12 protein-coding genes and 1 pseudogene are annotated in these 13,078 nt (G+C 67.9%); 3 read left to right on the forward strand and 10 right to left on the reverse strand.

Annotated elements, in window-relative coordinates:
- The 6 genes from AB7E83_RS27395 to sucC all read right to left on the reverse strand — a co-directional run.
- The coding region (locus AB7E83_RS27395; RefSeq protein ID WP_428574568.1) for an FHA domain-containing protein at positions 1 to 425 on the reverse strand (425 nt) is incomplete at its 3' end.
- A gap of 53 nt (positions 426 to 478) precedes the next feature.
- Complete coding sequence (locus tag AB7E83_RS27400; protein ID WP_428574570.1) at positions 479 to 1,264, reverse strand: Stp1/IreP family PP2C-type Ser/Thr phosphatase; 786 nt, start codon at positions 1,262 to 1,264, stop codon at positions 479 to 481.
- A 7-nt stretch (positions 1,265 to 1,271) separates the two neighbouring features.
- A complete protein-coding gene (locus AB7E83_RS27405) occupies positions 1,272 to 4,226 on the reverse strand; it encodes a CHASE2 domain-containing serine/threonine-protein kinase (protein ID WP_428574572.1) in 2,955 nt (984 codons plus the stop codon).
- Positions 4,227 to 4,298: 72 nt separating this feature from the next.
- A complete protein-coding gene (locus tag AB7E83_RS27410) occupies positions 4,299 to 5,006 on the reverse strand; it encodes a TerC family protein (protein WP_428574574.1) in 708 nt (235 codons plus the stop codon).
- Positions 5,007 to 5,113: 107 nt separating this feature from the next.
- Positions 5,114 to 6,007 carry a succinate--CoA ligase subunit alpha gene (gene sucD, locus AB7E83_RS27415; RefSeq protein WP_428574576.1) on the reverse strand — a complete coding sequence of 298 codons (894 nt, stop codon included), beginning with the start codon at positions 6,005 to 6,007 and terminating at the stop codon, positions 5,114 to 5,116.
- A gap of 9 nt (positions 6,008 to 6,016) precedes the next feature.
- Positions 6,017 to 7,180 carry an ADP-forming succinate--CoA ligase subunit beta gene (sucC, locus tag AB7E83_RS27420; RefSeq protein ID WP_428574578.1) on the reverse strand — a complete coding sequence of 388 codons (1,164 nt, stop codon included), beginning with the start codon at positions 7,178 to 7,180 and terminating at the stop codon, positions 6,017 to 6,019.
- Between the two features lie 176 nt (positions 7,181 to 7,356).
- Here sucC and argC point away from each other — a divergent pair, with 176 nt between their 5' ends.
- Positions 7,357 to 8,277 (forward strand): N-acetyl-gamma-glutamyl-phosphate reductase, encoded by a 921-nt coding sequence (gene argC, locus AB7E83_RS27425; RefSeq protein WP_428574580.1) that lies wholly within the window; start codon positions 7,357 to 7,359, stop codon positions 8,275 to 8,277.
- Here argC and AB7E83_RS27430 read toward each other — a convergent pair.
- The 4 genes from AB7E83_RS27430 to recA are packed head-to-tail and all read right to left on the reverse strand — an operon-like array spanning position 8,255 to position 12,112.
- Entirely contained in the window at positions 8,255 to 10,234 is a 1,980-nt protein-coding gene (locus tag AB7E83_RS27430; RefSeq protein ID WP_428574582.1) for a tetratricopeptide repeat protein, read from the reverse strand. The two genes, argC and AB7E83_RS27430, sit on opposite strands and share 23 nt — an antisense overlap.
- A gap of 43 nt (positions 10,235 to 10,277) precedes the next feature.
- Positions 10,278 to 10,571 carry a hypothetical protein gene (locus AB7E83_RS27435; RefSeq protein ID WP_428574585.1) on the reverse strand — a complete coding sequence of 98 codons (294 nt, stop codon included), beginning with the start codon at positions 10,569 to 10,571 and terminating at the stop codon, positions 10,278 to 10,280.
- A 7-nt stretch (positions 10,572 to 10,578) separates the two neighbouring features.
- The gene (recX, locus tag AB7E83_RS27440) at positions 10,579 to 11,031 is read right to left on the reverse strand and encodes a recombination regulator RecX (RefSeq protein ID WP_428574587.1); all 453 of its coding nucleotides are present in this window, start codon (positions 11,029 to 11,031) and stop codon (positions 10,579 to 10,581) included.
- Between the two features lie 13 nt (positions 11,032 to 11,044).
- Positions 11,045 to 12,112: a recombinase RecA gene (gene recA / locus AB7E83_RS27445; protein WP_428574589.1), complete on the reverse strand. Its 1,068-nt coding sequence runs from the start codon at positions 12,110 to 12,112 to the stop codon at positions 11,045 to 11,047.
- Positions 12,113 to 12,268: 156 nt separating this feature from the next.
- Here recA and AB7E83_RS27450 point away from each other — a divergent pair, with 156 nt between their 5' ends.
- Both AB7E83_RS27450 and AB7E83_RS27455 read left to right on the forward strand, forming a co-directional pair.
- Complete coding sequence (locus AB7E83_RS27450; protein WP_428574591.1) at positions 12,269 to 12,745, forward strand: MarR family winged helix-turn-helix transcriptional regulator; 477 nt, start codon at positions 12,269 to 12,271, stop codon at positions 12,743 to 12,745.
- Positions 12,746 to 12,824: 79 nt separating this feature from the next.
- A pseudogene (locus AB7E83_RS27455) lies at positions 12,825 to 12,953 on the forward strand (DNA-binding response regulator); the annotation flags it as partial.
- Between the last annotated feature and the right edge of the window lie 125 nt (positions 12,954 to 13,078).

Consider the following 13,078-nt stretch of genomic DNA (forward strand, 5'->3'; position numbering starts at 1 on the left):
GGACCCGGGTCGCCCGCGGGCTGCGCCACCGCGGTGGCCGCGCCGCCGGCCATGGCCGGCGCGGGCGCAGCCGCCTGCATGGGCGGCGGCACCACTCCGGCCTTCATGACCATCGTCTTCTCGAAGGTCGGCCCCGTCGCCTCGTTCACGTACTTGATCTTGTACTTGCCGATTTCGACGGTATCGTTGTTCTGCAACAACTGCTTCTTCACCGCCTTGCCGTTGACGTACGTGCCGTTCGTGCTGTTCAGGTCTTCGAGGTAGACCTCGTTGCCGCTCATCTGAAGCACCGCGTGCTCGCCGCTGACCGCGAGGTTGTCGATGACGATGTCGTTGTAAGGCCGCCGTCCCAGCGTCGTGCGGTCCTTGGTGAGCTGCACTTCCTTGATGACGACACCGTCGATCGAAACGATCATCTTCGGCATGGTCGACTCCTGTCTTTGTTCATTCCCACGACATTAATACGAAGGGTCTCGGCCTATTCTCCCAGCAACCGCGAGATCAGGCCTCTTTTTTTGGAGCCGCTGTTGGCGCTCGCGAGCAACACCGAGATGTTGTCGCGCCCTCCGTTGGCGTTGGCGGCGGCGACCAGTTGAGTCGCCTTCTGCTCCAGCCCCCCCTCGCCTTGCAGAATGCGGCCGATGCTTGCGTCGTCGAGCATGTCCGAAAGCCCGTCGGAGCACATCAGGTACACGTCGCCCGGCTCCACCTTGTGCTCGTTGACCTCGAGCAGCACGGCGTCCTCGACGCCGAGCGCGCGCGTCACCAGGTTCTTGTTGGTGGAGACGGCCGCCTGCTCCGGCGTGATAAGGCCGGCGTCCATCTGCTCCTGCAGCAGCGAATGGTCCTTGGTGATCTGGGCGAACTCGGCGCCGCGCAGGCGGTAGCAGCGGGAGTCCCCGATGTGGCCGAGGACCAGGCGGCCGTCGCCGAACGCCCCCACGACGAGCGTGGCGCCCATGCCGCTGTACTGCGGGTTGGAATTGGCGGCGTTGAAGATCGACCGGTTGGCGTTGTCGACGCAGATCTCGAGCGCGCGTCGCACCTCGCGCGCATTGGCGTTGCGGCCCGCCTGCGCAAGCCAGCGGCCCAACTCGGACTTGATGAAGGTCGTGGCCATCCCGCTGGCGATCTCGCCGGCGTTGTAGCCACCCATCCCGTCCGCCAGGATCGCGAGCCGGGTCGGCTCGTCGAATGTGACGGAATCCTCGTTGTTCTCGCGCGCGAGCCCGGGATCGGTCCGCAGGCAAAACTCATAGTTCATGTCGGGCTCAGGACTCCACGTCGGGCTTGCCGGAGCCCTGCTCCGCCGAACTCGCGGCGCCGGTGCTTCCGAAAACAGCGGTCTTGGCGAAGGTATCGTCGCTCGCCGCCTGCATTTTGGACGTCGCATCATAGCTGGGCGGCGCGGCCCCGGGGGCGCCCATGACGACGGTCTTTTCGTTGTCGCCGGCCTGCGTCGGCGCGGTGGTCTGGAACGCGAGCGTCTTTTCGCCCTCGGCCGCAGCCGCCCCGGCCCCCGCCACGCCCGAGGCGAGCGCCGCCGGCGCGGCGGCCGGAAGGCCCGAGAGTTCGCCCAGCACGGCGCGCAGATCGGCGGCGAACTGGTCGCCGTCCTGGTAGCGCGCCTCGGGCTTCTTGGCCACCGAGCGCGCGAGGATCTGCGCGAGCCGCTCCGGGATTTCCTTGCGGATGATGCGCACGTCGGGCGCTTCCTCGTTGGCGATCTTGTACATGAGCTCCGCCATCGAGTCGCCTCGGAAGGGGAGCACGCCGGCGAGCATCTGGAACAGCATGACGCCCAGCGAATAAAGATCGGAGCGCCCGTCGACCTTCTTGCCGGCGATCTGCTCGGGCGACATGAAGCTGGGCGTGCCGAGCACGAGGCCCGTCTTGGTCTTGCTCGAGTCCGTGATGCGGGCAATGCCGAAGTCGGTCACCTTCACCGTGTCGCTGTCATGCTCGTACATGATGTTGGCCGGCTTGATGTCGCGGTGGACCACGTTCTGCCGGTGCGCATAGGCGAGCGCTTCGGCCACCCGCGCCACGATGGAGACCACGCGCGGCATCGGCAGCAGGGCGCCGTCCTTGCAGTAGTCGACGAGGTCGCGTCCCTTGAGGAACTCCATGGCGATGTAGGCGAGCTCGTGCTCCTCGCCTGCGTCGAAGATGGTGACGATGTTCTGGTGCTGCAGGCGCCCGGCCGTCTCGGCCTCGCGGAAGAAGCGCTCGCGCGCGTCGTTCAGCTCCTCGCCCTCGAACTCGTTGGACAGCGCCATCGTCTTGATCGCGACCACGCGGCCGATCTTCGGGTCCTTGCCCAGGTAGACCACGCCCATCGCGCCCTTGCCCAGCTCCTTCTCGACCTGGTAGCGGCCCAGCATCGGCTTCTCGACCCCGCCGCCGTCGAGCAGCATCGTGCCGCCGGGATGCCCCCCGCCGCCGCCGAGGATGACGGTCTCGGACAGGTTCTTGGCGCGGTTGATCTTGTTCTGCAGGTCCTTGTAGTTCTTGTCCCATCCCGCCATGTGTTCGTACACGGCCTGCGCCTTGTTGAACTGGCGCTTGCGCTCGAAATCGAGCGCAAGGTTGTACATGTTGTCCATCAGCGCGTCGGTGAAGGGCACGCGGCGGAAGCGGTCGAACGCCATGTCGAGCTGGCCCTGGCCCTGGAGCGCGAGGCCCATCATGCGGTTGGTCTCGGCCGATTCCTCGTCCGACTTGAGCTTGCCGGCCTCGGTGACGAGGAAACGCTTGGTGGTGAGCGCGGCATGCCCGATCAAGAGCAGCGACGCGGGAAACACGAGGCGCAGCCACAAGGCGCCGCTGGACAGCAGCACGTACTCGGCCAGCAGCAGCGCGACGAACACGCCCGCGGTGATGCCGGCGGCCATGCCGGCGGAGAGCCGGGGCAGCGCCGCGATGAGATAGGCCGCGATCAGCGCGCTGACCAGCAGGGCGGCCCACACGCCCCAGGCGGGCTCCACGATGAAGTGCTCGCCGAGGATGCTCGAGGTTACGTGCGCCATGAATTCGGCGGGCGTCACGCCGGCATAGCCGGGCGTCGGGAACAGCGTGCCCACGCCCGCCGCGCTCGCGCCGACCAGGACGATCTTGTCGGCGTATTTCGAGGCGGGGATCTTTCCGCTCATCACGTCGTAGAACGAATCGACCGCGAACGCGGGCTTGCCGTCGCGCACGGGATAGAACTGCGGCCGCATGCGCGCGGCGTCGTCGGTGCTCACGCGCAGCTTGCCGATCTGCACCGACTCCCCGGGGTTCAGCCGGATGTCGCGGGGGCCCAGGTTCAGGCTCTGCGCGGCGGCGAGCAGCGCGAGCGAAGGCACGGCCTTGCCGTAGTAGTTCACCAGCAGGGGCTCGTCGCGCACCGCACCGTCGACGTCGTACCACTGGTTCAGGTGGCCGACGCCCGCGGCAGCATTGGCGAGCAGGTCGATGGGGTACTGGCCGCGCACCGCGTTGACGGAAAAACCGTTCTTCTCGTCGATCGCGTTCTTCGCGACGGCGGCGGGCAGCGGCTTGTCGGGATTGCCCTGCGGGTCGCCGATGACGAAGACCGACGGCAGCAGGACGTTGCCGGCCTTGGCGATGCTCGCGGCGAGCTTGCCGTCGGTGTCGAGCGTGCGCTCGGCCTCGGCCATCAGCTTGCCGACGGGGTCGGTGGGTTCCGCGGCGGGGGCGGGCGGGGCGGCAGCAGCCGTCGCGGTCGCGTCCGGTGTGCCAGGCGCGGAAGACGCCGCGGCGACGGGGGCGGATGCGGGCGTCGCGACGGACGCGGCGGGTGCGGCGGGTGCGGCGGGTGCGGCAATGGATGCAGCAGCAGGCGCCGCCGGCAGACCGAGCGCTTCGCGGATTCGGCGGATGTACACGAGGCCGCGATCGGTCTGCGGCTCGAAGAAGAACGCGGTGTACACCACCGTCTTCGCCTTGGCCTCGGCCAGCTTGTCGATCAGTTGCGCATGCACGTCGCGTGGCCAGGGCCAGCGGCCGATGTTGGCGATGCTCTGGTCGTCGATGGCGATGACGGCCACGCGCGGCGAGGGCTGCCGGGAGGTCTGCGTGCTCGACCAGTCGTAGAAACGCCGCTCCAGCGTGCGGAACACGTCCGTGCCCATGTGAAGCAGGAGCACGGCCAACAGCACCGCGACACCCACGAACCAGTCTGTGCGCCAGAACCGGCCGCGATTCGATGAAGACTTGCTCATTCCCCCGCCCCTTGCAAGTGGCCGTTCGACGTTAACAGAGGCACCGGCAACCCACAAGGGGCGGTGTGGCGTTCACGCCGTACCGGCGCCGTCCTTGCGGCGGCGCATCAGCACCGCCTGGGCGATCAGCCACACGAGCGCCGCGCCGCCGACGGCGAACCCGTACTCCAGGGTCTTGTCGGGGGCGAACCAGCGGCGCATGGCGGGGTCGGTGAAGATCATCTGGCCCGCGATCCATCCGAGGAGCATGGCGCCGGCCGTGATGATGAAGGGGAAGCGGTCCATCAGCTTCAGCACGATCTGGCTGCCGGCCACGATGATGGGAATGCTCACCAGCAGGCCGAAGATCACGAGCGGCAGCTGGTGGTCGCCCGCGCCCTGGGCGGCGCCGGCGATGGCGAGCACGTTGTCGACGCTCATCACGAGGTCCGCGATGATGACGGTCTTGATGGCGCCCCAGAGCTTGTCGCTGCTCGCCATGTTGGCGTGGTCGTCCTCCTCCTGGGGGACCATCAGCTTGACGCCGATCCACACGAGCAGCACGCCGCCCACGATCTTCAGGTAGGGAATCGCGAGCAGGGCGAGCGCGAAGGCAATCAGGATGACGCGCAGGATGATGGCGCCGGCGGTGCCGTAGATGATGCCCTTCTTGCGCTGCGCGGGCGGCAGGCCCCGGCAGGCGAGCGCGATCACGACCGCGTTGTCGCCGCCCAGCAGGATGTCGATCAGGATGATCTGACCGACCGCCACCCAGAAGGCGGGCGTCATGAAGGCTTCCATCGTCTTGGCCTCTTTCTATTCTTGCCGGTAAAAAAACGGAAGGCCGATTGTCGTTCAAGACAACCGGCCCGTGACCGAGGGATTGCGCTTGTTTCGCGCGCCGCGGCTTAGAGCAGCGCCTTCAGCAGCTTCGCCATTTCCGAAGGATTGCGCGTCACCTTGAAGCCGCACTCTTCCATGACGGCGAGCTTCGCGTCGGCGGTGTCGGCGCCGCCGGAAATCAGCGCGCCGGCATGGCCCATGCGCTTGCCGGGGGGCGCGGTGACGCCGGCGATGAAGCCGACGATGGGCTTCTTCATGTGATCCTTGCACCAGCGCGCGGCGTCCGCCTCGTCGGGGCCGCCGATCTCGCCGATCATGATGACGGCGTCGGTGTCGGGGTCGTCGTTGAAGGCCTTCATCACGTCGATGTGCTTCAGGCCGTTGATCGGGTCGCCGCCGATGCCGACCGCGCTGGACTGGCCGAGCCCGATCTCGGTGAGCTGGGCAACCGCTTCGTAGGTCAGCGTGCCCGAGCGGGAGACGACGCCGATGCGGCCCTTGCGGTGGATGTGGCCGGGCATGATGCCGATCTTGATCTCGTCCGGCGTGATGAGGCCCGGGCAGTTCGGGCCGAGCAGCAGCGTCCGCTTGCCGCCGGCCGCTTCCTTGGCCTTCATCCTGTTGCGCACCATCAGCATGTCCTTGACCGGAATGCCCTCGGTGATGCAGATGGCGAGGTCGAGGTCGGCCTCGACCGCTTCCCAGATCGCCTCGGCCGCGCCCGCCGGGGGCACGTAGATCACGGAGACCGTGGCGCCGGTCTGCTGCTTCGCTTCCTTCACCGAAGCGAAGATCGGGATGTCGAAGATCTTCTCGCCGGCCTTCTTGGGGTTCACGCCGGCCACGAAGCAGTTCTTCCCGTTGGCGTATTCCTTGCACTTTTCGGTGTGGAACTGACCGGTCTTGCCGGTGATGCCCTGGGTGATGACCTTCGTGTCCTTATTGATGTAGATCGACATGTCTTTTCCTTAAGCCTTCACCGCCGCAACGACCTTCTGAGCCGCTTCCGCCATCGTGTCCGCGCTGATGATGGGCAGGCCCGACTCGGCGAGCATCTTCTTGCCGAGTTCCTCGTTCGTGCCCTTCATGCGCACGACCAGCGGCACGGACAGGTTCACGGCCTTGCAGGCGGTGATGACGCCGGTGGCGATGGTGTCGCACTTCATGATGCCGCCGAAGATGTTGACGAGGATCGCCTTCACCTTCTTGTTCTTCAGCATGATCTTGAAGGCCTCGGTCACCTTCTCGGGGGTGGCGCCGCCGCCCACGTCGAGGAAGTTGGCCGGCTCCGCGCCGAACAGCTTGATGGTGTCCATCGTCGCCATCGCGAGGCCCGCGCCGTTGACGAGGCAGCCGATGTTGCCGTCGAGCGAGATGTAGGCGAGGTCGAACTTGCTGGCCTCGATCTCGGCCGGGTCTTCCTCGTCGAGGTCGCGCAGCGCGACGATCTCGGGATGGCGGTACAGCGCGTTGGAGTCGAAGTTGAACTTGGAGTCGAGCGCGACGATGTTGCCCTTGCCGTCGCGGTTGAGCGGGTTGATCTCGACCAGCGACGCGTCGGTGTCCATGTAGCACTTGTAGAGCTTCTTGAACACGTCCACGGCCTGCGCGGTGGAGTCGGCGGGAATGCCGATGCCGTCGGACAGCTCCTTCGCCTGCGCGTCGGTGAGGCCGGCGAGCGGCTCGACGAACAGCTTCTTGATCTTCTCGGGCGTGGCATGCGCCACTTCCTCGATGTCCATGCCGCCCTCGCTCGAGGCGATGAACGCGACCTTCTGCGTGGCGCGGTCCGTGACGACCGACACGTAGTATTCCTTCTGGATGTCCGCGCCGTCCTCGATGTACAGGCGCCGCACCTTCTGGCCCTCGGGTCCGGTCTGGTGCGTCTTGAGCTGCATGCCCAGGATCTGGCCCGCCAGCTCCTTGACCTGGTCGATGCTCTTGGCGACCTTCACGCCGCCGCCCTTGCCGCGTCCGCCCGCATGGATCTGCGCCTTCACCACCCACACCGGCCCGCCGAGCTTCTGCGCTGCTTCCACGGCCTCCTGCACGGTGAATGCCGCGATGCCGCGCGGAACGGGCACGCCGAAGCTGCGCAAGATTTCCTTGCCTTGGTACTCGTGGATCTTCATGAGGTTTCTCTCGAGGGGAACTGATGTCGAGGATGGCGTGGGGAACGCTTCCGCCCGAAAAAGCCCAAAAGGGCCCCTGCGCGGTGCAGCCGCCAACTGTATCATGGTGCAGCGCACCAAGCATCCTTGTGCCTTACAGTGGCAGGGCGCGGCCACCCAACCAGGAAGTTCGAACGATGGCGAAGGTCTTCATCGATGGCGAAGCCGGCACCACCGGCTTGCTGATTCGCGAGCGGCTGCAGCAGATGCCGCAGGTCGAGGTCGTGAGCATCGCGCCCGAGAAGCGAAAGGACCCCGCCGCCAAGCGCGAACTGATGGCGGGCGTGGACCTGGTGATCTTCTGCCTGCACGACGACGCCGCGCGCGAGTCGGCGGCCATGATCGACGACATCGCGAAGGCCGGCGGCAAGGCGCCGCGCATCATCGATGCGTCCACGGCGCACCGCACGGCCGAAGGCTGGGTGTTCGGCTTTCCCGAGCTCGCGCCGGGCCAGCGCGAAGCGGTGGCGAAGGCGCAGCGCGTGAGCAACCCGGGCTGCTACGCCACCGGCGCGATCGCCGTGCTGCGTCCGCTCGTCGACGCCGGCCTGTTGCCGAAGGACTACCCCGTGTCGCTGCCCTCGGTCAGCGGCTACTCGGGCGGCGGACGCACGATGATCGAGGCGTACGAGGCCGGCGCCGCGCCCGACTTCGAGCTGTATGCGCTCGGCCTGAAGCACAAGCACCTGCCGGAGATCATGAAGTACACGGGGCTCTCGCGCCGCCCGATCTTCATTCCGGCCGTGGGCAACTTCCGCCAGGGCATGCTCGTGCAGTTGCCGCTGCACCTCGACACGCTGCCGTCCAGGCCCACGCCCGCGGACCTGCAGGCCGTGTACGAGAAGCACTATCGCGGCAGCGAGTGGGTCACCGTCGAAGCGCCCACCGAAGACGGCAAGCTCGATGCGCTCGCGCTGAACGACACGAACAAGATGGAGATCCGGGTGTACGCGAACATGGACTACCACCATGCCGTCGTGATCGCCCGCCTCGACAACCTCGGCAAGGGCGCGAGCGGCGCGGCGGTCCAGAACCTCAAGCTGATGCTGGGGATCTGAGGTCGGCCACGGCGCGGTCGAGCGGATCGCGCCATTCGCCCGGCACGCGTTGCCGATAGAGCTTCGCCGTCGGATACCACGGCGAGTCCTCGCGCTCCAGGAGCCAGCGCCAGTCGGGCGCGTAGGTCAGGATGATCGATAGCGGCCGGCCCAGCGCGCCCGCGAGATGGCACACGCTCGTGTCGACGCTGATCACGCGATCCATGAGCGTCATCAACGCCGCCGTGTCGCCGAAGGTCTCGAGTTCGTCGCCGACGTGGCGCAGGTTCTTCGCGGCGAGGAGGGCGGGCCGGTCCGAATCGCGCACTTCCTTCTGCAGGCTCACGAGCTCGACGTCGCCCGCCACGGGCGCGAGTGCGGCGAGCATCGCCGCGAGCGGCATCGAGCGGTTGTGATCGTTGGGCTGATTCGCGTTGCCGGACCAGGTGAGGCCGATGCGCGGGCGGGTGCGCTCGCCGAGGCGTTCGCGCCATGTCTCGATCGCGGCCGACGGCGCCGAAAGATAGGGAACTTCGGCCGGAATCGTGTCGAGGGTCGAGCCCAGCATGCGAGGCAAGCTCATGAGCGGGCACACGCAATCGACCGGCACGCCCGCGTTCGGCGGCAGCGGCCGGCAGTTCGCGGGCAGCGTGCCGAGCAGCGGCAGCAGCGCGGGCTGCACGCGCAGCCACACGGTCGCCGCCTGCACCGCGACGGCCTCGACGAAGCGCAGGGACTGGATCGTGTCGCCCAGGCCCTGCTCGGCATAGAGCAGGATCGCGCGGCCTTCAAGTGACTCGCCCTGCCACTCGGGCGCGCCGAACTGCGGCTTGCGGTTGAGGATGCCCTGGTGGCGCAACTCCCAGCGCGCCTCGTACTCCGGCCAGCCATCGCGGAAATCGCCCAGCAGCAGCTTCGCGAACGCGCGGCTGAACGCGACCTCGGGCTCGCGCGGGTGGACGCCGAGATGGCGGTCGTACGCCGCGATGGCTTCCCGCACGCGGCCCAGCTGCATGAGGACCGCGCCGCGGCTGAACAGCGCGTCGGGCCGGTCGGGTTCGAGCGCGAGCGCGCGGTCGAGCCGCCGCATCGCTTCGTCGTAGCGATGCAGCCGCATCAGCGGCTGCGCGGAGTCGACCAGCGCCAGCACATGGTCCGGCGCGAGGCGCAGTGCGCGGTCGTAGCTGGCGAGGCCGTCGCCGGCCCGGCCAAGGAACGTGAGCACGCCGCCGTGCATCGCCAGCGCCGACGGGTCGTCGCCGAGCGCCAGCGCGCGGTCGGCCGCATCGAGCGCCTCCGGGAGCCGCCAGAGTTGCCACAGAGCATGCGCTTTCATCACGTGCGTTTCGACGTGACCGGGCTCGACCTGCAGGGCGCGATCGAGCCAGGGCAGCGCGTCGGCCGCGCGATGCTGCGCGAGCATGAGCCGCGCGAGGTCGCGCAGGGCGAGGGCGAAGTCGCCGCGCAGCGCGACGGCGCGCAGGAAACACGATTGCGCCTGTTCGAAATCGCCTTGCACTTCGTGGACCTGCCCGAGCTCGCGCCACGCGAGTTCGTGCGTGGGCACGCGCTCGACGACGCGCCGGTACGCGGCCGCCGCCGCGCCCCACTCGCCGCGCTCCTGCCGTTCGCGGCCCAGCAGACACCAGACATCCGGCAATGCGGGATCGTCCTTCGCCATCAGCGACTCGGCCTGGCGCAGGCTTTCGCGGGCCGGGTCGTGCTCCCCGAGTTCGAGCTGCGCGTAGCCGAGATTGAGCCAGGCGATCGGATCGCCCGGTGGCGGCTGCGTGCCTTCGCGGTAGATCGATGCGGCGGCGGCGAGGTCGCCGCGGGCGAGGGCTTCGTTGCCGCGGCGGCGCCAGTCCGGCGGGGAATCGGCCGGCGAGACCGGCCCCTGGGCTGGATCCGGTCCCGGCGACGGTGCCGACGCGGTTTGCCCGGCCCCCCCGAACAGCTTGCGCAGGACTCCGAGCATGCTCAGCGCGTCTCCGGGGGCATGACGAAATCCGCACGCATCTTCACAGCCTCAGCGTGAGCCAGTCGGTGAGCTCGGCGGCGACGTCTTCGGCGCAGCCGCCGTCCTTCAGCGACCAGAGAAAGCGGTTCGCGAGCCGCGACTTCTTGTAGAAATTGAGCGGGTGCGCGGCCTTGAAGTCCCGCACCTGGCGATCGGCGCGCGTGAGCACCTTGTCGAGCCGCGCGCGGTACTTCGCGTCCTTCAACGCGCCCGCGCCCGAGAGTTCCTTCAACACGAAGGCGGACAGCTCGCCGGCAAAACGGTCGGCCTCTTTCGCGTTGAACCAGCCCAGCATCGGGCGATTATTGCCGATCGTCCCCGGGCGACAGCACGCGGCGGATGACCTCGCCGCCGAAGCCGCGCGCGGCGAGAAAACGCATCTGCCTGCCGCGCTCCACCGCGTTCTCGGGCGCCTCCCCGAACTTCTTGCGCCAGACTTCGCGCGCCCGCTCGAGCTCGGTGGCGCGCAGGCCGGCCACCGCCTCGGCGACCACGTCCTCGTCGACGCCGCGCGACTGCAGCTCGTGCCGGATGCGGCCCGCGCCGAGCTTCGGCCCGCGTCGATGCACCAGCGCCTCGGCCACGCGCTTCTCGTCGATGAAGCCGCGCCTGGCGAGTTCGTCGAGCACGCGCTGGATCTGCCCGGGTTCCTCCTCGTGCTCGGCGAGCTTGCGCTCGAGCTCGGCGCGCGAGTGCTCGCGCGCGGCGAGCAGCTTCAGCGCCCGGCCCTTCAGCGAAAGCTGGCCGAAGGCCACCCGGCGCCCCCGCTTACTCGGCGGCTTCGCTGCCGGCCAGCAGCGGGATCTCGAGGACGGTGCGGACCTTGTTCTCGATCTCGCGCGCCAGGTCGGGGTTCTCCTTCAGGAACTCGCGCGCGTTGTCGCGGCCCTGTCCGATCTTCTCGCCCGCGTACGCATACCAGGCGCCCGACTTCTCCAGGATGCCGTGCTGCACGCCCATGTCGATGATCTCGCCCTCGCGGCTGATGCCCGCGCCGAACATGATGTCGAACTCGGCGGTCTTGAACGGCGGCGCGACCTTGTTCTTCACGACCTTGACCTTGGTCTCGTTGCCGATGGCTTCCTCGCCCTTCTTGATCGTGCCGGTGCGGCGGATGTCGAGGCGCACCGAGGCGTAGAACTTCAGCGCGTTGCCGCCGGTCGTGGTTTCGGGCGAGCCGAACATCACGCCGATCTTCATGCGGATCTGGTTGATGAAGATGACCATGCAGTTGGTCTTCTTGATCGTGGCGGTGAGCTTGCGCAGCGCCTGCGACATGAGGCGCGCCTGCAGGCCGGGCAGCGAGTCGCCCATTTCGCCCTCGATTTCCGCGCGGGGGACGAGCGCCGCGACGGAGTCGACGACGATCAGGTCGACGGCGCCGGAGCGCACCAGCGAATCGACGATCTCGAGCGCCTGCTCGCCGGTGTCCGGCTGGGAGATCAGCAGGTCCGACACGTTGACGCCCAGCTTCTGCGCGTACTGGATGTCCAGCGCGTGCTCCGCGTCGACGAAGGCGCACTGGCCCGACTGCTTCTGCATCTCGGCGATGACCTGCAGCGTGAGCGTGGTCTTGCCCGACGATTCCGGGCCGTAGATCTCGATCACACGGCCGCGCGGCAGGCCGCCCACGCCCAGCGCGATGTCGAGCCCGAGCGAGCCGGTGGAGACGGTCTGGATGTCCTCGATCACCTCGCCTTCGCCGAGCCGCATGATCGTGCCCTTGCCGAACTGCTTCTCGATCTGGGCGAGCGCGGCTTGCAGCGCCTTGGCCTTCTCGGTGCTCGCCTTGTCGTCGGCGGCGGCGATCTTCGTTCCTTTGACCTGGGCATCCATGTGAGATTTCTCCTTGGGGATCAATGAGTTGCGTTGCTTTGTCATCCGGCGCACCGCCTGTTTTTACGAACAGACTGGATGCATGGACAGTAATGTAACGAGCGAAGTACCCGGCGGTAAACAGGTTTTATCGTCAGTTTCCCTTACGATTTATCGATGGACGACATCCGCTGGCGACTCACCCACCTCGGCCGCCTGCTCGGCCATGCCGCGCGGCGCTTCGACGAGCGCGTCCTGCATCTCATGGCGCACGACGTGCAGGTGCCCCTCGCGCTGTCGAACCTGGCCGCGCGCGGGCAGGTAAACGCCGCGCACGTCCACGTCACGCGGCACCTCGCGCTCGAGGGCTCGCGGCTCACCGACCTCGCCGCCCAGGCCGGCATGACCAAGCAGGCGATGGGCGACCTCGTCGACCAGTGCGAGGCCTGGGGCCTCGTCACGCGCGAGCCGGATGCGCGCGATGCGCGCGCGAGGCTGGTGAAGTTCACCGACACCGGGCTCGCATGGCTGGCGGCCTTCCGCAGCGCCGTGACGCAGGCCGAGGCGGAATTCCGCGCGGAAGTGGGCGACGAGATCGCCACCGTCGTCATGCTGGGACTCGAGGCCTACTCCGGCGTGGGCGCCGCCGCGTAAGGATCGCGTACGAGGGCGCGGCCTAGAATGCCCGCAGAGTGCCGAACACGGCGCCGCGGGTTCACCAGGAGACAAGCGCATGCGGATCCTCATCGCGGAAGACGACCAGGTGCTGGCCGATGGCCTGCTGCGCACCCTGCGCGCCTCGGGCGCGGCTGCCGACCACGTGGCCTCGGGGTCCGAAGCCGACGCGGCGCTCATGACCAACTGCCTATTCCACTGATCGCGGGCACCCATTCCACGCGATGGCGGGCAGCGTTCCATCGTGATCGCGGGCAACGTTCCGCCGTGATGGTGGGCAGTCGCGCGTGGCCCGGAGTGACGGTGGAATCG

Source organism: Ramlibacter sp., assembly GCF_050250995.1.
GTDB lineage: Bacteria > Pseudomonadota > Gammaproteobacteria > Burkholderiales > Burkholderiaceae_C > Ramlibacter.

Coding starts and splice junctions, on each gene's coding strand:
- AB7E83_RS27400 (WP_428574570.1), bottom strand. CDS start 1,264: ATGAACTATGAGTTTTGCCTGCGGACCGATCCCGGGCTCGCGCGCGAG.
- AB7E83_RS27405 (WP_428574572.1), bottom strand. CDS start 4,226: ATGAGCAAGTCTTCATCGAATCGCGGCCGGTTCTGGCGCACAGACTGG.
- AB7E83_RS27410 (WP_428574574.1), bottom strand. CDS start 5,006: ATGGAAGCCTTCATGACGCCCGCCTTCTGGGTGGCGGTCGGTCAGATC.
- sucD (WP_428574576.1), bottom strand. CDS start 6,007: ATGTCGATCTACATCAATAAGGACACGAAGGTCATCACCCAGGGCATC.
- sucC (WP_428574578.1), bottom strand. CDS start 7,180: ATGAAGATCCACGAGTACCAAGGCAAGGAAATCTTGCGCAGCTTCGGC.
- argC (WP_428574580.1), top strand. CDS start 7,357: ATGGCGAAGGTCTTCATCGATGGCGAAGCCGGCACCACCGGCTTGCTG.
- AB7E83_RS27430 (WP_428574582.1), bottom strand. CDS start 10,234: ATGCTCGGAGTCCTGCGCAAGCTGTTCGGGGGGGCCGGGCAAACCGCG.
- AB7E83_RS27435 (WP_428574585.1), bottom strand. CDS start 10,571: ATGCTGGGCTGGTTCAACGCGAAAGAGGCCGACCGTTTTGCCGGCGAG.
- recA (WP_428574589.1), bottom strand. CDS start 12,112: ATGGATGCCCAGGTCAAAGGAACGAAGATCGCCGCCGCCGACGACAAG.
- AB7E83_RS27450 (WP_428574591.1), top strand. CDS start 12,269: ATGGACGACATCCGCTGGCGACTCACCCACCTCGGCCGCCTGCTCGGC.